Origin of the sequence: Enterobacter sp. SORGH_AS_0287 (assembly GCF_031453695.1) — a bacterium.
GTDB lineage: Bacteria > Pseudomonadota > Gammaproteobacteria > Enterobacterales > Enterobacteriaceae > Enterobacter > Enterobacter ludwigii.
Window position 1 is genome coordinate 2,579,980 of sequence record NZ_JAVIZW010000001.1, and the last position, 16,836, is coordinate 2,596,815.

Consider the following 16,836-nt stretch of genomic DNA (forward strand, 5'->3'; position numbering starts at 1 on the left):
TTGATCGCGTGACGCGTTGGCATCGGGATTTCCCCCTCGACAAAATGCCCACTTTGGTAAAACACCTTCTTTCACTTTGAGGTACACTAACCCTCTTTGTTCCACAAACCTCAGGCATACCATGACCGATTTAATTGCTCGTCCCCGTCGCCTGCGCAAGTCACCCGCACTACGCGCTATGTTTGAAGAGACAACACTGACCTTAAACGATCTGGTGTTGCCGATTTTTGTCGAAGAAGAGATTGACGACTACAAGGCCATCGAAGCCATGCCTGGCGTGATGCGCATTCCTGAAAAACATCTGGCGCGTGAAATCGAACGTATCGCCAATGCAGGGATCCGCTCGGTGATGACCTTCGGCATCTCCCATCATACCGACGCCACCGGCAGCGATGCCTGGAAAGAGGACGGTCTGGTCGCCCGTATGTCGCGCATTTGCAAAGAGACCGTGCCGGAAATGGTCGTGATGTCCGACACCTGTTTCTGCGAATATACCTCTCACGGCCACTGCGGCGTGCTGTGCGATCACGGTGTGGATAACGATGCTACCCTGCTGAATCTTGGTAAGCAGGCGGTGGTTGCTGCCGCTGCGGGTGCTGATTTCATCGCGCCATCGGCTGCGATGGACGGGCAGGTGCAGGCTATCCGCCAGGCGCTGGATGCTGCCGGTTTTACCGACACGGCCATCATGTCCTACTCCACCAAATTTGCCTCCTCTTTCTACGGCCCGTTCCGTGAAGCAGCCGGTACGGCGCTGAAAGGCGACCGTAAAACGTATCAGATGAACCCGCTCAACCGTCGGGAAGCTATCCGTGAATCCCTGCTCGATGAAGCCCAGGGCGCAGACGCCCTGATGGTGAAACCGGCGGGAGCCTATCTTGACATCCTGCGTGATATTCGCGAACGCACCTCGCTGCCGCTGGGCGCGTACCAGGTCAGCGGCGAGTACGCGATGATCAAATTCGCCGCCATGGCGGGTGCGATCGATGAAGAGAAAGTGATCCTGGAAAGCCTGGGTGCGATCAAACGCGCGGGTGCGGATCTGATCTTCAGCTACTTTGCGCTGGATCTGGCTGAGAAGAAAATTCTGCGCTAAGGCGCAACGGTGCCGGGGGGCGGTTTCGCCTGACCCGGCCTGCTCTCCCTGCCTCACGAAACTTCACCAAACTGCAATACAACCGACATCTCCCCCTTCTACTGTCATCGCAAGACGGCAGGAGGAGTGATCATGTTTAGTCTCGATAGCGTTCTCGATGACCTTTGGCCTCAGGCGAGGCCGGCACCCTGGCAAAAAAGTCTGTTAAAAAGGCTGTTTTACGAAGAAGAATTCCAGCAATTTGCCGCAGCACACCGCCACCTGAAAGGACTGGATATGGTGGAGCAAGTTCTGGAGCACCTTGATATTCTCTGCACCGTTTCCGCCCGCGATCTCGAACAAATCCCCGAACATGGCCCTCTGGTTATCATTGCCAACCACCCGACAGGTACTCTGGACGGGCTGGCGCTAATGTACGCCGTCTCGCGCGTGCGACGCGATGTCAAAGTCGTGACCAACCGGATGCTGACCCACCTGGAGCCGCTAAGCTCGCTGTTTATCCCGGTCGATAATATGGGCGGCAGAACGGCAAAAACGTCGCTGGTACAGATGGAACAACATCTGCAAAACGCGGGCGTGCTGATCTTCTTCCCGGCGGGTGAAGTTTCCCGGCCGACGCGAAAAGGCATTCGCGATAAAAAATGGCACTCGGGATTTATCAAACTCGCCACCAAACTGCGCGCCCCGCTGCTGCCGGTACATATTCAGGCGCACAACAGCCTCCTCTTTTATGCCAGCACGCTGGTGTCGCCGACGTTATCCATGCTGCTGCTGATGCAGCAGATGTTCCGCCGTCGCCATAGCCAGCTGCCGATTACAATCGGTCAGCAGATTGCCTGGAGTGACTGGTATAGCGCCACCCTTTCGTCGCGTGAGATGGCCGAAAAGTGCCGTCAGCACGTGATACGTCTTGGCAAGGGAGTGCCTGGCGTCTTTAAAACCCAGTGCGCCATTGCCCGTCCGGAAGACCGGGCAACGCTAAAACGCGAGCTGGCGCAGGCTGAATGTCTGGGCAAAACCGGCGATGGCAAATCCATCTATCTCTGGCAGCGTAACGGCCAGGAAGAGGCGCCACTGCTACGCGAACTGGGCCGCCTGCGTGAGATTGCGTTTCGCGCGGTGGAAGAAGGGAGCGGTAAGCGCCGGGACACTGACAGCTACGATGATGATTATCTGCATCTGATCTTATGGGACGATGAGGATCTGGAGATTGTCGGTGCGTATCGCTTTATGCCCACCGCCAGACAAGTGGAGCGTCGGGGGCCGGAAGGACTGTACAGCTACAGCCTGTTCCACTACGACGACAAAATGCAGGATGTGCTGGAGCACGGCATTGAGCTCGGGCGCAGCTTTATTCAGCCGCGCTACTGGGGACGCCGCGGTCTGGACTATCTGTGGTCAGGCATTGGTGCCTATCTGGCGCGTTATCCCCACTACCGCTATCTGTTTGGTCCGGTCTCGATTTCCGGCGGCTTACCGCCCGCCGCGCGGGATCTGCTGGTGGCGTTTTACCGCCTCTGGTTCCCGGCAAGCCATCCACTCGCGGCGTCACGCCAGCCCTACCCGGCATCGCTTCCGGACGTGCTGGCGCAGTTTGGCGGCGTGGATTATGTCGACGATCTGACGAAGCTAAAATCCCTGCTCGGCAATCTGGGCTGCGGCATTCCGCCGCTCTACAAGCAGTATTCCGAGCTGTGTGAACCGGGTGGCGTACAGTTTATTGATTTCGGGAGCGACCCGGCATTCAACAACTGCGTTGACGGCCTGGTGCTGGTGGATTTGTGTTATCTGAAGGCGAACCGCTATCAGCGCTATATTGAGGCGCATTTGTAACCCTGCTTTCCCCTCTCCCGTCGGGAGAGGGTCAGGTGAAGGCATCAGCCCGCACGGTAAAACGGTTTATCCCCTAAAATCGTCGCCCGCTGCATAATCCGACGCTGCGGCAGATAATCTGCGTTCGCATAGTGTTGCGTCACGCGATTGTCCCAGATCGCCAGATCGTTCTCCTGCCATCGCCAGCGCACCTGAAATTCCGGCCTGGTGATATGGGCAAACAGGAAGCTTAACAGCGCATCGCTCTCTTTTTCCGTCACGTCTACGATCCGCGTCGTAAAGCCTTCGTTCACAAATAACGCCTGCTTACCGGTTACCGGGTGCGTACGCACTACCGGATGCAGCAGCGGCGGATGTTTCGCGACCGCGTCCTGCCAGCGCAGATGTTCCTCTTCGCTTTTCCGGTACTTGTACTCCTGGAAGGATTTTTTGAAGTCATGTTCGGCCCGCAACCCGCTCAGCAGCGTCCGGAACGGCACGGACAGCGCCTCGAAGGCGGCGATACCGCTGGCCCACAGCGTATCTCCACCGGTGTCCGGCAACAGCTTCGCCGCCAGTATCGCCCCGGCAGGTGGCGTTTCGATAAACGTCACGTCGGTGTGCCAGTTGTCGTTGTCCGGCGGATTATCGTTATGGGTATCCAGCACGATGATCTCCTCCACGCCTTCCGCATGGGGATAGACCGGGTGAATATGCAGATCGCCGAAGCGCAGGGCCAGCGCACGCTGCTGCTGCGGGGTGATCGCCTGTTCGCGCAGGAACACCACCTGATGGCGCAGCACCGCGTGGTACAACTGCTCGAACTGGTTATCGCTCAGTGGACGGGTCACGTCCAGGCCGGAGACCTGCGCACCAATGTATGGCCCCAGCGGGGTGATGGTCAGACGTTCACTCATTGTATTTCTCCATGCCAGGGCGTCAGACGTCGCTGTAGCGCGCGCAGCCCCAGTTCTAATCCAAAGGCGATCACGGCGATCACCGCGATCCCTGCCAGCACGACGTCAGTCGCCAGAAACTCTCCCGCCGACTGCACCATAAACCCTAATCCGCGCGTGGCGGCGATCAGCTCAGCCGCCACCAGCGTTGACCAGCCCACCCCGAGGCCAATGCGCAATCCGGTTAAAATCTCCGGCAGTGCGCCCGGTAAAATCACAAACAGCAGCACCTGAAGACGGCTGGCACCCAGCGACTGCGCCGCGCGGATCCGCACCTGCTGCGCACTCTTCACCCCAGCCAGTGCCGACATAGCAACCGGGGCAAAAATCGCCAGATAAATCAGCAAAATTTTCGAGGTTTCCCCGATGCCAAACCAGATAACCATCAGCGGCAGATAGGCCAGCGGTGGGACCGGACGGTATAGCTCAATCAGCGGATCGAGAATGCCGCGCACCGTCGGGCTCAGCCCCATCGCGATACCCACCGGGATGCCAATCACTACCGCCGCCAGCAGCGCCACCAGAATACGCGCCAGACTGGCACCTAAATGCTGCCAGAGCGTGGCATCCATAAAACCCTGCGGCCCGGCGATGGTGATGAGTTTCGCCAGCACCTGTCCCGGTGGCGGAAGGAACAACGGGCTAACCCACTGTTGCGCTGCCACCGCCCACCAGACCGCGAGCAATACCAGCAACGTGCCCGCACTCAGCGTGATCTGGCGAGAGAACGGCCAGCGTAACGCGAGACGAGGACGGCGCGTTTTTTCACTGAAGACAATGCTCATGAGAATGCCTCCCGTTGTTCAAATACGCGGCTTAAAACATATTCGCGCTGTTCAATAAACAGCGGATCGGATTTGATACTGCGGACCGGTTCACCGGCCACATAGCGACGGGCAAAGCTGAGCGGCAACCGCTCCAGCACACGACCCGGCCCCGGCGAAAGCAACACCAGTTCGGTCGCCATAAACACCGCCTCTTCGATATCGTGGGTGATCAGCAGTACCTGCTTGCCCGTTTCGTGCCACAGGCGCAAAAGCAGCGTTTGCATCTGCTCACGGGTGAAGGCGTCCAGCGCACCAAACGGCTCATCCAGCAGCAACAGCTGTGGGTTTGCCGCCAGCGCGCGGGCAATCCCGACCCGTTGACGCTGGCCACCGGAAAGCTGCCAGATAAAACGTTTTTCAGCGCCCTCCAGCCCCACCTTTTTTAGCATCTCACGCGCGGTCGCCAGCCGTTGTTCACGGTGAATCCCCGCAAGCTGCAGGCCGAAGGCGACGTTTTCCTGCACGTTGCGCCACGGAAGCAGCCCTTCACTCTGAAAGACCACGCCGCGCTCTGCGCCCGGACCCTCGACCCGTTTCCCTTCCAGCTGGATGGAGCCATGCTGATACGGTACAAACCCGGCGATCAGATTCAGCAGCGTGGTTTTGCCGCACCCGGACGGCCCCAGCACGACCAGCAATTCACCACTGTCCAGCGTCAGGTTGATCTCCTCCAGCACGGGTTTACCGCCGTAATCAGCAGACAGATTTGTAATATTCAGCATCGCTTCCCCCTTATTTCACAAAGCGATCGGTCACGTACTGGCTGTAATCTGTCGCCACCGCAGGCACTTTGCCCTGCTCTTTCAGAAACGTAGCGGTATCGACAATCGCTTTATTGACCGGCCCATTGAGCTGCTGGACCTGTTGTGCAGGCGTGAGATAGGTATTGCCTTTCACCAGCCCCGGCACGTCCGCTTCCGGAACGCCGCTCAGGCGCGACAGTTTTTCCAGATTGCCCGTCTCTTTCAGCCACGCATCGGGATTGCTGAGATAAGGCTGTTGGGCGTCAATGGCGCTTTTAGCAAACGCCTTCACCACGTCAGGGTGTTTCTCCGCGAAGTCTTTACGCACGACCCACACGTCGAGCGTCGGCGCGCCCCACTGCCCCACCTGTTCGGAATCGGTCAGCACGGTGCCGTCTTTTTCCAGCTCATTCACGGCAGGTGCCCAGACGTAAGCGCCGTCGATATCCCCACGCTGCCAGGCGGCAATAATTGCGGGTGGCTGCAGGTTGATGATCTGCACCTGGCCCGGCTTGATGCCCCAGTGTTTGAGCGCCGCCAGCAGGCTGTAATGGGTGGTGGAGATAAACGGCACGGCGATGCGCTTGCCAATCAGATCTTCCGGCCGGGTGATGTTTTTCTTCACGACCAGGGCTTCAGAGCTCCCGAGCTGTGACGCCAGCAGGAAAACCTCAACAGGCACCTGCTGGCTGGCAGCCACCGCCAGCGGGCTGGAACCGATATTGCCAATCTGCACATCGCCGGACGCTAATGCGCGCACGACGGCCGCCCCGCTGTCGAATTTACGCCAGTCCACCTTCGCGCCGCTTTCTTTGGCGAAGGTGTTATCCGCCTGCGCAACTTTTGCCGGTTCCGCAGAGGTTTGATACGCGACGGTAACGTCTACCGCCTGTGCCTGAAATGCCCACAGCGCCAGCGCGCCGAGAAGTGTAATTCGCGATGAAATTGCCATTGTGACTGCTCCCCTTGTTGTTATGAGGGCAGTATTTCCGGCGCAGGAATTTTGATAAAGGAATAAAAAAGAATCGTTAATTCCGATTCGTTTTTAGAAAAAAAGTGGCAAAGGATAGTGAATTTTGTGGGGTTTATTCTGGCTCCCTCTCCCGACGGGAGAGGGATGAGGTGAATGCATCAGACGACACACGGCATCAGCGCTGCGCCTTTAGCTCTGCAATGTCTGTCGGCGTGGTCCGGCAACATCCTCCAATCAACTTCGCCCCGGCCGCCAGCCACTGGGGTAAATAGCCCGCCAGCGTTTCGCAAGCTTCGCCATGGTGATGCCAGGTTTTGGTCACGGCGTCATAATGCTCCCCCGAATTCGGGTAGACCACCAGCGGCAGTGCGGTGAGGCTGTGAAGATGTTTCAGTGCCGCGGTGGTATTTTCCAGCGCGATACAGTTGATCCCCAGCGCCACAATTTGCGGATAGCGTTCCAGCGCAGAAATCACATCGCGCAGCGGCGTGCCGTCGCTGAGGTGCTCGCTGTCACGCAGGGTAAACGAGAACCATCCCCGGGCCCGGGGATACTCGGCCAGAAGCGCCGCCAGCGCCTTGATTTCAGCAAAGGATGGCAGCGTTTCGCAGGCCAGCAGATCTGCCCCGGCATCCAGCAGCGCTTCCACGCGCGGGCGATGGAAATCGGTAAACGCTTCTGCGCTTCGCACGTAGTCACCGCGATACTCAGAACCATCCGCCAGGTATGCACCATACGGCCCAACCGATCCCGCGACCAGCAGCGTGCCTGCATGAGGGTTTTCCGCGAGATACGCTTCGCGCGCCTTACGCGCCAGCTCCACGCTTTTGCCAATCAGCGCACGGGATTGCGCCTCATCCAGGCCTCGTGCGGCAAACCCCGCAGGCGTGGCCTGATAGCTGGCGGTGATCGCCACCTGCGCTCCCGCCCGATAGTAGTCCAGATGAACGTCGCGGATAAGATCCGGGTTTTCAACCAGCACTTTGGCAGACCACAGGCTGTCTGCAAGATTACAACCGCGCGCTTCCAGTTCCGTCGCCATCGCGCCATCCAGCACCACAAATGGCTGTTTTTCAAGGATGGCGGTAAGCGGATTATTCTGCGACATGTTCAGGCTCCTGCGATGTCATGTTTCGGGTCAGGTAGTAGGCACCATAACACAGGGCAACAAACGGAAGCCCGCAATAAAGGGCAATACGCTGACTCGGGTCAAATGCCAGACCAACACAGGCCACCACGCAGAGGATAAAGCCAAGCACCGGCACCAGCGGATACCACGGCGCGCGATACTGCAGAGCGGAAAGCGGCTGACCAGACTGAAGATGGCGACGACGGAAGACAAAATGCGACGCGCAGATGCTGATCCAGACCGCCACCACAGCAAAGCCTGAGATGGCGGACAGTGCGACAAACACCGTGTCCGGTGCCACCACGCTTGAGAACAGCGCCAGTACGCCGCCAAGCATTGAAACAGAAATCGCCGTCATGGGTACGCCGTTTTTATTAACGCGCGCAAAGCAACGCGGCAGCGTTTTTTCATTCGAGAGCGACCATAACATGCGGCCAGAAGCGTACAGGCCCGAGTTCGCCGCCGACAGGATGGCCGTCAGGATCACGAAGTTAAAAATATCAGCCGCGTATGGAATACCGACCTTTTCGAACACCAGTACAAACGGACTTTTTTCCACGCCCGCCTGATGCATCGGGATCAGCGCGGCCAGCACAAACACGGTACCAATAAAGAAGATGATCAGCCGGGCAATGGTGGTACGAATGGCAACCGGAATCACCTTGTGCGGGTTTTCCGTCTCACCCGCAGCGATACCGATAAGCTCTGTCCCGGAGAAGGCGAAGTTCACCGCGACCATGGTCATCAGGATGGGCAGGCCGCCGTGCGGGAACCAGCCTTCGGCGGTAAGGTTGGTTAAGCCCGGCGCGGGAGAACCGTCCTGCATCGGGATAAAGCCAAACACCGCAGCACCGCCAAGAATAATAAAGGCAATAATGGTGATGACTTTCACCAGCGAGAACCAGAACTCGCCTTCGGCAAAGAAGCGCGTGGAGATGACGTTAAGGCCGAAGATCACCACGCAGAACACCACGCACCACGTCCAGACGGGCACCTGGGGGAACCAGTACTGCATACAGAACCCGGCGGCGGTAAAGCTCGACCCGAGCGCCACCGTCCAGGTAAGCCAGTAAAGCCACGCCACGGTATAGCCTGTAGCCGGGCCAAGATAGCGGGCGGCATAGACGTGAAACGCGCCGGTTTCCGGCATCGCAACGGAAAGTTCGCCCAGACACTGCATCACCAGCCAGACCACCAGCGCGCCAATCAGGTACGCCAGCAGCGTTCCCGCGGCCCCGGTCGTTGAAATGATATAACCAGTATTGAAGAATAGCCCTGTCCCAATGACCCCACCCAGCGAGAGCATAATCAGGTGGCGTGTTTTCATGGTGCGCTTAAGCTGCCCATTTTCTTGTTGTGTTTGCATATTACCTTCTATACGCATGGACATCTAAACATCCAAAGAAGGTGTGTTATACCGCGATTGTTAAGAAAAAGCTAGACGACCAGACGTAATCGGGCGCGCCGCGCGCTGAGTCTGGGGTGGGTTGTGAGGATCACATACAGGAACGGACGCCAGGCCATAAGCACCTCCGCAAGCAGATACTTACAGCATGGCGCGGACCCTGGCGTTCTTCGGTCAGTCGAAAGTGGTATCCGTAAGGAGCGGGTTCATACGCGGGATTTTACAGTGGCGCAATTCTTGGTAAATCCCTCAATCAGTTCTATAGTCGACACAGTTTCATCGTTACAGGATCAACTGATGCGCTTTAACGGACTGACCAAAGGTTTCTTTATCTTCATACTCGCCCTTGTCACCTGGGCTTTCTTCGACGTGCTCTCCCCCTACTTCTCCGCGATTTTATGGGCCGCCATTCTTACCGTTATCTTTAACCCGGTAAAAAACAAGCTGCGCGCGGCGATGGGCGATCGCAACGGACTGGCTTCGCTGTTAACCATCGGCATTATCTGCCTCATCGTCTTTATCCCGTTGATGGTGATCTTTTCATCGCTCGCCATTGAACTGAACGTGGTGTACACCAAGCTGCAAGCGAACAACACCCAATTCCCGGAAGTGGTGGCGAGCATCTTTAACCACCTGCCAGGCTGGGCCAGCGGCTTCCTTGCGGACCACAACCTGACGAACGCGGCGCAAATCCAGAAAAAACTCTCTGATGTAGCACTGCAGGGCGGACAGTATCTGGCCGGCAGCGCGTTTCTGATTGGTAAAGGGACGTTTGGCTTTGCGATCAGCTTTGGCATCATGCTTTATCTGCTGTTCTTCCTGCTAAAAGATGGCCCGTATCTGGTACGCCAGATCCTTGATTCGCTTCCTCTGTCTGATTTTGCCAAACAGCATCTGTTCGCCAAATTCGTCGGCGTCTCGCGGGCAACGGTAAAAGGTACGGCGGTAGTGGCGGTGGTTCAGGGCACGCTCGGCGGGATTGCATTTGCCATCGCTGGTATTGACGGTAGCGTACTCTGGGGCGCGCTGATGGCGTTCCTTTCGCTGGTTCCGGCCGTCGGCTCGGCCATTGTCTGGGTGCCGGCCGCCATCTTCCTGTTCGCCACGCATCAGCTCTGGCAGGGTCTCTTTATCGTTGGCTTCTTCGTCATCATTGTCGGGCTGGTGGACAATATCCTGCGTCCATTGCTGGTGGGGAAAGACACCAAAATGCCGGACTACCTGATCCTCATCTCAACCCTTGGCGGGATGGAGCTGTACGGCATTAATGGCTTTGTGATTGGGCCGCTGATCGCCGCGCTGTTCATCGCCTGCTGGAACCTGTTCTCCGGTCGCGATCACGCGGGTAACGCCGAAGAGCTAGATGCGGATTTCATCGAGGAAGGAAAAAACCCTCCAGATTTGTGATGATATGACGATAAAGACCACACCAGGCGGCACTGTGCCGCCTTTTTTTTCGCCTTAAATCAAACGTTTTCTATAATTTGAAAGAACGCCATCCTTCTCATGTCGTAAAAGGATCCACAGGTGCGAATCGCAACGATAACTAACTGGGCCTATGGTGCCACGGTCTGCCTGACCCTTGTCTCAGGCATCATCATGCTGATGGCATCCAATGCCGACACCGTGGAACGTCACGCCGTTGAACAGCGGCAGCGCTTTGATGAGCTGACGGAGGATATTGAAACCGACGCCTGGGCGCAGTCCGATTTAGCCCGCCTGTACGTAATAAAAAAAGATCCGCAAACCCTCAGACAATACAGCCAGTCAGAGAACAACCTGAAAAATGTCGAGCTGAGGCTGGATAAACTGCGCGATAACGGCGCGTCCGATGAGGAGCTGTCCCTGCTGCGGGAAGGTCTCAAGATTATTGATGCGCTACAGGATGAACAGCAGACGGCCCTCACCAGTACAGAGCGGGGAGAAGATGCTCAGGCCATTGCCCTGCTTTATGGTGCCCCCTATGAGCAGGCACTGGAACGCGCGCAAAACCAGATTGATCACTTTCGCCAGATCCTCGACAAGCGGGTGATTGCGTCCGTGCAGGATGCCACCAAAAAATCGAAAGCGCTGCGTACGGCCTCTGAACTGATGGTTGGCCTGACCGCCCTGCTGTTTCTGTTTGTCCTGGGCTTTATCCTGAAACGCCGCGTGCTGCGCCCCGTGGTGCGTCTGAGCGACGTGGTACACCGTCTGGCGTCGCAGGATTACGCCGTCGAAACGCCGAATTTTAATCAGATTGATGAGATTGGCGATATGGCGCAGGCGATCCGTATTTTTCGTGAAAACGGCCTTGCCCGGCAACGGCTGGAAAAAGAGCGCGACGCCGACTGGGCTGTCCGCGAACTGCTGGCCCGCATGACACAGCGGCTGCAAGGGTGTGAGAACTTTACCGATGTTATCAACGTGGCGGAGATGTTTGCCCCCAATATCGCCCCGGGGGTCCCTGGCCGGCTCTATGTCCTTGACCGCGATCCCTGGCAGATGCGCTGCGTTGCCCAGTGGCTCTCCCCCACGGGAGAGGAGATGATGTTTCATCCTGACGAATGCTGGGCAGTAAGGCGTGGTCAGAGCCATCCCCCGTTCAGCGGTAAGCCGGATATCGCCTGCTATCATCTGCCGGAATCACTGGCGTATCGTTCGCTGTGCGTGCCGCTTATTGCCCAGGGCGAGGCCATTGGTCTGCTCTCATTCCAGAATATCACCGCGGAAAATGCCCCTGCCCGTGCTTATCTCGAACTGATGGCCGAAGCGCTCGGTCTGGCGCTGGCAAACCAGCGGCTACGCGATGCGTTGCTTGAAAAAGCATTGTTCGACCCGCTGACCGGCTTGCGTAATCGCCATCATCTGGAAGATACACTTCATACCCAAATGACACAGGCCATTCGTAACGGCGAACCCCTGAGTTGCATGATGATCGATATCGATCACTTCAAGAGCATTAATGACCGGTTTGGCCATGAAGCGGGTGATCAGGTTATTAAAAGCGTAGCGACGATTGTTCAGCGGGCTACCCATGACAACGGAATGGCTTTCCGCTACGGCGGGGAGGAGTTTTTAGTACTGCTTTCCGGTGCTGATGAAGAAGAAGCGCATGACTGTGCTCAACAGATTTACAACGGCGTACAAGGGTTGTCGCTACGTTATGGACTCACGGAGATTGGGCCAGTCGATGTTTCGATTGGTATCGCCAGCTATCCGCAGCACGCCCAGAGTGACAACCTGCTGCGTGCAGCCGATGTGGCTTTGTACCGGGCTAAAGAACTGGGTCGATCGCGGATTGTAAGTTTTGGGATGCTGGAGGCGGGCTAGACGTCTTGTTGCGCCACTGATGCTTTCCCCTGTTCATGAGCGCGTGATAGCCCAAAGCACCACGATACCCAGCGCATTACTGCGTTTTTCAACATATAAGGTGTTATCGAGTTGATAGTCGCCCATCGGGTGACAAATACGTATCTTCTCTTTCAGTTCAGGTTCATATACTTCAGCCCCTTCACAGTTATATCTGCCTACAGATTTATATTTGTAAGGAGCACTCCAGGACGACACTTTCCCATCCAGTAAATAAACCGCCGTAAAGACGACGAAAATGGCGAGAGGCATGCTGATAATAAAGGTGCCAATGAACACTTTTAGACGCTCAGAAAACGGCCAACCTTTCAATCGTCCCTTCCAGATAAAAATGACCATCAAAGCCAGCGACAAGAGCAATGAGCCGGTCGCGATGTATTGCATTGCGAGAGCGTTAATAAATGTCACACGGTAAATTTCTACGCGCCAGGTAATAAAACAAATTACCAGCGTCAATACCCCAACAATCGCTGGAATCAAAAACGAATAAGACGTTTTTTTCATATTGCACCCCTCCCTTGTCGTTATTGCGTGGTCAGGAGATCAATCATCGCGCGGGTGGCAGCGGACTGGCGCCGGTGTGGCGCGAAGATCACCGAGAACGGCCGCGAGCGTCCGCGAAGGTGAGGAAGCACCTCCACCAGCTGACCGCGCTGTATCCTGTCCTGGACGATAAATTCATAGCTCTGGCAAATCCCCATACCGTGTTCAGCCAGGGAGACGACGCCAAGCACATCATCCGATGTTTCGATAGGTGAAACGGGTAGCCAGTCCACATCGCGTTCGTCTTCCCGAAACACCCACGGAGCGATGCGACCGGTGCGCGGCAAAATAAACGGCAGACACATGTGTCGGTGCAAATCTTCCAGCGTTTGCGGAGTCCCCATCCTGTGAAGGTACGCGGGTGATGCGACCAGCAGCAAAGCGGCATCCTCCAGTTTACGCGCGACTAAACCACTGTCGGGCATCTGACCCAAACGAATCGCCAGATCGAACCCTTCAGCAATCAGGTCGACGTTGCGGTTGGTGATGTTCAGATCCACCTGAACGCGCGGGTAGTGTTGGGAGAATTGCGCCAGCAAGGGCGGCAGACGATAGTGACCGTAGGTAGTCGGTACACTCATGCGCACGCGTCCGGTCAGGTCGCCTTCCTGGCCCTGCCCATCACGTTCGGCTTCATCCAGCAGGGAAAAAGCAGAGCGCGCCTGCTCCAGATAGACTCGCCCTGCCTCGGTCAGGCCTACCCGACGGGTGGTTCGCTGTAAAAGCTGTCGTCCCAGACGCGTCTCAAGGCGAGAAACCGCACGACTCAACACCGAGGGCGTGGTGGACAGGGCGACGGCAGCAGCAGTAAATGAGCCGTGTTCAACGACAGCGATGAAGACCTCAACATCGCCAAGATAATCGAATTTTCTGCTCATTATGCTCTTTCAGGAACAAATGTTTTTCAATTCCGCTAATTTATCTCCAGTTTGGCGATGAGTAAAGTGTGCGCATTCATCACCAGAGGGTAAAATCATGGATCTTCAACTCACCGGTAAGACAGCACTCGTTACTGGCGCAACCGCGGGGATTGGTCTGGCCATCGCCCGCACGCTGGCGCGCGATGGCGTGGCCGTCACCATTACTGGTCGTGACCACGCGAAATTGCAAAACGCCGTGGCAGACATTACCGCCGCTCAGCCTCAGGCGCAGGTCACCGCCATCGTTGCCGACCTGGGAAACGCTGAGGGGGCAAAAGCCCTGATCGCGGCCTGCCCTGACACCGATATTCTCATCAACAACCTGGGCTTTTACGAAGCCCGAGACTTCGTCGACATCACCGATGATGAGTGGCTGAACATGTTCAACATCAATGTCATGTCCGGCGTTCGCCTGTCACGGCATTACTTCCCGCGCATGCTGGAACGCAACTGGGGCCGGGTGATATTTATGTCGAGCGAAGTCGCCGCGTTCACGCCGCCAGACATGGTGCATTACGGCGTCAGTAAGTCGGCGCAACTCGCCGTTTCGCGCGGTATGGCCGAACTCACGAAGGGGACGGGCGTTACGGTCAACAGCGTACTGCCTTCAGCGACCCGCTCCGACGGCATTATCGAATACCTGCGCCAGACCGCACCTGCACCGGGTATGACCGACCAGGAGATCGAAGCGAATTTCTTCCAGACCTACCGTCCCAGCTCTCTTATCGCGCGAATGATCGATGCCGATGAGATAGCCGCGATGGTCGCGCTGCTGGCGAGCCCGCTGGGCGCTGCCTCTAATGGTGCCGCGGTGCGCGTCGAAGGCGGCACCTTCCGCTCCATTCTTTAATGCAGCAGCCGTCATGACCTGAGGGGAATCAGTGTCCCCTGCTTTCCCCTATTTACCGGAGCATAGAAATGTTCAAACGTACCCGTAATATGTCCGCCATCGCGATGGCAATGTTGTTCTCTTTTGCGAGCGTAGCCAGCGCAGCAAACCAGGCCCCTCTTGAGCGCTGGCGCAGCTATACCGGCGTAACCTGGAATACGCCTGAGAAGGGGGAAACGCCGACGCCGTTTTCCGGCTCGGTTAACGCGCCCATCGCAGGCATCCACTTTGATACAAAGGGAAGAGCCTTTGTCAGTACCCCTCGACTGGTTTCAGCCGGTGCGCCCGCGACGTTAAGTATTCTTGATACGACCGTGCAGACCGGACCGGCGCGCCTCACGGCATTTCCGTCCCGCGAGGGTAATGCGGTGGAAACCGCTCCCGACCAGAACCTGCGTAACGTGCTTGGCTTCTATATTGACCGTAAGAATGGCTGGCTGTGGGCCCTGGATATGGGGTTCGTCGCGGGAGAAGCGGAATCCCCCGTGGGTTCGCAGAAACTGATGGTGCTGGATCTGAATACCGGCCGCACGATCAAACGCATTCCACTGGATGGCGTGGCAGACCGCAAGGCGAGTTTCCTCAATGATGTGGTTGTTGATGAAACGCGCCGTGTCGCTTACATCTCCGACAGCGGCTCGCGCAGTGCGCCTGAGAACCGCGTCGGTCTTATCATCGCCGATTTCGCAACCGGCACTGCCCGACGTGTGCTCGACCGTCATCCAGACCTGCAGATTGAGCCGGGTGTGAAAGTCGTCTCGCACGGGGCTGAAGTCTGGCCAGGTCATCCATTACTGATTGGCATCAACGGTATTGCGCTGTCTCCGGATACCGGCACGCTCTACTGGACGGTGACGACAGGGACCCATGCGTTTGCGGTACCGACTGACATTCTGCGAAAGCCAGGTGCTGACGATGCGCAGATTGCGGCACAGATCCGGGATCTTGGTTCGGTGGGAGGCAATACCGACGGTATCGTGACCGATGCCAAAGGCAACCTCTATATCACCGATGTGACACACAACGGTATTGTCAGGTATAAACCGAAGAGCGGCTCAATGACCCTGATGGCGTCAAACGACGGCGTACACTGGCCGGACACACCGGCCATCAATCCGAACGGGGATCTGATCTTTACCTCCAGCAGCCTGAACGACCATTTTGCTGGCGCGGTCAAACCTGGCCAGGAGCGCTATGACGTATGGCGTTTACCCCTGAAGGCGTTGCAGGATAAGCACCAGTAACGCGACTGCGCATGCTCAGCACTGGAAACACTACACGCTCACAGGGACTCTCCTTGTGGGCGTGTACATTACTGACGCCGGTGTATGCGAGATAACCGGTGCAGCCAGAAGCAAACGGGCAATGACAGCAACAGAAAAAGGCAAAATGCGGCCAGGAATGCATCCGTTGTAGTAAAATGCAGGACTGAAGCCGCCAGTCCCCCTGCGATTCCACTGAGCACTATCAGGCCAAAAAACACCCACCCGGTAGAGTACCAGAGAATATTGTTGATTAGTCTTCTTATCATCTGCTGAGTTCTGCGAATAATATTGGAATGAATAAGATATCGGTTTGAGAACGCCGGACATAATCCCTGCCGCCATATCAATGGGGCTGAAATCGCTGTATCCGAAACGACCCGTTCTTATCGGTATACATTGACGCTGAAACTGCCGGTATTATCAGAGTATCCAGCCTCTGTATCGGCAATATACAGATGCAGGGTACCGCTCTGGGGAGTCGCCCATTTGTATACTCCACCGCCTATATCATAACCTTTGCCAGAGGTATCAAATCTCGCCTTCAGCACCTTATCATTGCAGGTAATGAGCCCTTCTTTCACCCTGCCATCCGGCACCGCCAGCGCAAATTCTTCTTTACCGTATTTAATCCAGCCAGAGGCCATTATCGTTATCTCATCACCGGAATTCAGTTGCAGGCCTGTATTAATACCGGCAGGAATGTTTGCAGGAACTTCTCCGGACCATTCTGGCTTAGCCGTCATGCTATTCTCCTTTATCAAACTTCATTAACATTACATTTGATGCGTGCTTTTCATCAATCAAAGACAAAACTCCCCTGCATGTGACAGACATCACATTTAGTATTCATAACATTTCATCATGGATGCATATGAATATATTTATCTTTTCCAGACTTATGTCGAAAGAATAATGCGATTTCTTTTT

15 protein-coding genes are annotated in these 16,836 nt (G+C 56.4%); 6 read left to right on the forward strand and 9 right to left on the reverse strand.

Going from position 1 to position 16,836, the window contains the following annotated elements; all coding sequences use genetic code 11:
* The first annotated feature begins 121 nt into the window (after positions 1–121).
* A complete protein-coding gene (gene hemB / locus QE396_RS12290) occupies positions 122–1,096 on the forward strand; it encodes a porphobilinogen synthase (protein ID WP_020885251.1) in 975 nt (324 codons plus the stop codon).
* Positions 1,097–1,228: 132 nt separating this feature from the next.
* The gene (locus tag QE396_RS12295; RefSeq protein ID WP_020885252.1) at positions 1,229–2,929 is read left to right on the forward strand and encodes a lysophospholipid acyltransferase family protein; all 1,701 of its coding nucleotides are present in this window, start codon (positions 1,229–1,231) and stop codon (positions 2,927–2,929) included.
* A 44-nt stretch (positions 2,930–2,973) separates the two neighbouring features.
* On the opposite strand, the gene tauD is transcribed toward QE396_RS12295, so the two are convergent.
* From tauD to mmuP, 6 genes are all read right to left on the reverse strand, one after another.
* Positions 2,974–3,825 (reverse strand): taurine dioxygenase, encoded by an 852-nt coding sequence (gene tauD / locus QE396_RS12300; protein ID WP_014168804.1) that lies wholly within the window; start codon positions 3,823–3,825, stop codon positions 2,974–2,976.
* Positions 3,822–4,649 (reverse strand): taurine ABC transporter permease TauC, encoded by an 828-nt coding sequence (gene tauC / locus QE396_RS12305; RefSeq protein ID WP_014168802.1) that lies wholly within the window; start codon positions 4,647–4,649, stop codon positions 3,822–3,824. The genes tauD and tauC overlap by 4 nt, the downstream gene beginning before the upstream one ends.
* Positions 4,646–5,413 (reverse strand): taurine ABC transporter ATP-binding subunit, encoded by a 768-nt coding sequence (gene tauB / locus QE396_RS12310; RefSeq protein ID WP_014168801.1) that lies wholly within the window; start codon positions 5,411–5,413, stop codon positions 4,646–4,648. Before tauB ends, tauC begins: the two co-directional genes overlap by 4 nt.
* A gap of 10 nt (positions 5,414–5,423) precedes the next feature.
* Positions 5,424–6,386, reverse strand: coding sequence for a taurine ABC transporter substrate-binding protein (gene tauA, locus QE396_RS12315; RefSeq protein ID WP_020885253.1), 963 nt, complete (start codon positions 6,384–6,386; stop codon positions 5,424–5,426).
* A gap of 196 nt (positions 6,387–6,582) precedes the next feature.
* Complete coding sequence (mmuM, locus tag QE396_RS12320; protein ID WP_020885254.1) at positions 6,583–7,515, reverse strand: homocysteine S-methyltransferase; 933 nt, start codon at positions 7,513–7,515, stop codon at positions 6,583–6,585.
* A complete protein-coding gene (mmuP, locus tag QE396_RS12325; RefSeq protein ID WP_025205021.1) occupies positions 7,502–8,902 on the reverse strand; it encodes an S-methylmethionine permease in 1,401 nt (466 codons plus the stop codon). Before mmuP ends, mmuM begins: the two co-directional genes overlap by 14 nt.
* A gap of 336 nt (positions 8,903–9,238) precedes the next feature.
* Here mmuP and QE396_RS12330 point away from each other — a divergent pair, with 336 nt between their 5' ends.
* Both QE396_RS12330 and QE396_RS12335 read left to right on the forward strand, forming a co-directional pair.
* Positions 9,239–10,348, forward strand: a complete 1,110-nt coding sequence (locus QE396_RS12330) for an AI-2E family transporter (protein WP_020885256.1) — start codon at positions 9,239–9,241, stop codon at positions 10,346–10,348.
* Positions 10,349–10,468: 120 nt separating this feature from the next.
* Positions 10,469–12,253, forward strand: coding sequence for a diguanylate cyclase (locus QE396_RS12335; protein ID WP_020885257.1), 1,785 nt, complete (start codon positions 10,469–10,471; stop codon positions 12,251–12,253).
* Positions 12,254–12,286: 33 nt separating this feature from the next.
* On the opposite strand, the gene QE396_RS12340 is transcribed toward QE396_RS12335, so the two are convergent.
* A complete protein-coding gene (locus QE396_RS12340; protein ID WP_020885258.1) occupies positions 12,287–12,796 on the reverse strand; it encodes a hypothetical protein in 510 nt (169 codons plus the stop codon).
* Positions 12,797–12,816: 20 nt separating this feature from the next.
* Positions 12,817–13,713: a LysR family transcriptional regulator gene (locus QE396_RS12345; RefSeq protein ID WP_020885259.1), complete on the reverse strand. Its 897-nt coding sequence runs from the start codon at positions 13,711–13,713 to the stop codon at positions 12,817–12,819.
* A 97-nt stretch (positions 13,714–13,810) separates the two neighbouring features.
* On the opposite strand from QE396_RS12345, the gene QE396_RS12350 reads away from it, so the two are divergent.
* Together QE396_RS12350 and QE396_RS12355 are read left to right on the forward strand one after the other, a co-directional pair.
* Entirely contained in the window at positions 13,811–14,605 is a 795-nt protein-coding gene (locus QE396_RS12350; RefSeq protein WP_309951216.1) for an SDR family oxidoreductase, read from the forward strand.
* 68 nt (positions 14,606–14,673) lie between these two features.
* Positions 14,674–15,888: an L-dopachrome tautomerase-related protein gene (locus QE396_RS12355; RefSeq protein WP_150344049.1), complete on the forward strand. Its 1,215-nt coding sequence runs from the start codon at positions 14,674–14,676 to the stop codon at positions 15,886–15,888.
* Positions 15,889–16,292: 404 nt separating this feature from the next.
* Here QE396_RS12355 and QE396_RS12360 read toward each other — a convergent pair whose 3' ends face one another.
* Positions 16,293–16,652: a LecA/PA-IL family lectin gene (locus QE396_RS12360; protein WP_150344050.1), complete on the reverse strand. Its 360-nt coding sequence runs from the start codon at positions 16,650–16,652 to the stop codon at positions 16,293–16,295.
* Positions 16,653–16,836: the final 184 nt, after the last annotated feature.

What these genes read in the sequence shown, in the direction of transcription:
- hemB (WP_020885251.1), top strand. Translation starts at nt 122, where the DNA reads ATGACCGATTTAATTGCTCGTCCCCGTCGCCTGCGCAAGTCACCCGCA.
- tauB (WP_014168801.1), bottom strand. Translation starts at nt 5,413, where the DNA reads ATGCTGAATATTACAAATCTGTCTGCTGATTACGGCGGTAAACCCGTG.
- mmuP (WP_025205021.1), bottom strand. Translation starts at nt 8,902, where the DNA reads ATGCAAACACAACAAGAAAATGGGCAGCTTAAGCGCACCATGAAAACA.
- QE396_RS12355 (WP_150344049.1), top strand. Translation starts at nt 14,674, where the DNA reads ATGTTCAAACGTACCCGTAATATGTCCGCCATCGCGATGGCAATGTTG.
- QE396_RS12340 (WP_020885258.1), bottom strand. Translation starts at nt 12,796, where the DNA reads ATGAAAAAAACGTCTTATTCGTTTTTGATTCCAGCGATTGTTGGGGTA.
- QE396_RS12345 (WP_020885259.1), bottom strand. Translation starts at nt 13,713, where the DNA reads ATGAGCAGAAAATTCGATTATCTTGGCGATGTTGAGGTCTTCATCGCT.
- QE396_RS12330 (WP_020885256.1), top strand. Translation starts at nt 9,239, where the DNA reads ATGCGCTTTAACGGACTGACCAAAGGTTTCTTTATCTTCATACTCGCC.
- tauA (WP_020885253.1), bottom strand. Translation starts at nt 6,386, where the DNA reads ATGGCAATTTCATCGCGAATTACACTTCTCGGCGCGCTGGCGCTGTGG.
- QE396_RS12295 (WP_020885252.1), top strand. Translation starts at nt 1,229, where the DNA reads ATGTTTAGTCTCGATAGCGTTCTCGATGACCTTTGGCCTCAGGCGAGG.
- tauC (WP_014168802.1), bottom strand. Translation starts at nt 4,649, where the DNA reads ATGAGCATTGTCTTCAGTGAAAAAACGCGCCGTCCTCGTCTCGCGTTA.
- mmuM (WP_020885254.1), bottom strand. Translation starts at nt 7,515, where the DNA reads ATGTCGCAGAATAATCCGCTTACCGCCATCCTTGAAAAACAGCCATTT.
- tauD (WP_014168804.1), bottom strand. Translation starts at nt 3,825, where the DNA reads ATGAGTGAACGTCTGACCATCACCCCGCTGGGGCCATACATTGGTGCG.
- QE396_RS12360 (WP_150344050.1), bottom strand. Translation starts at nt 16,652, where the DNA reads ATGACGGCTAAGCCAGAATGGTCCGGAGAAGTTCCTGCAAACATTCCT.
- QE396_RS12350 (WP_309951216.1), top strand. Translation starts at nt 13,811, where the DNA reads ATGGATCTTCAACTCACCGGTAAGACAGCACTCGTTACTGGCGCAACC.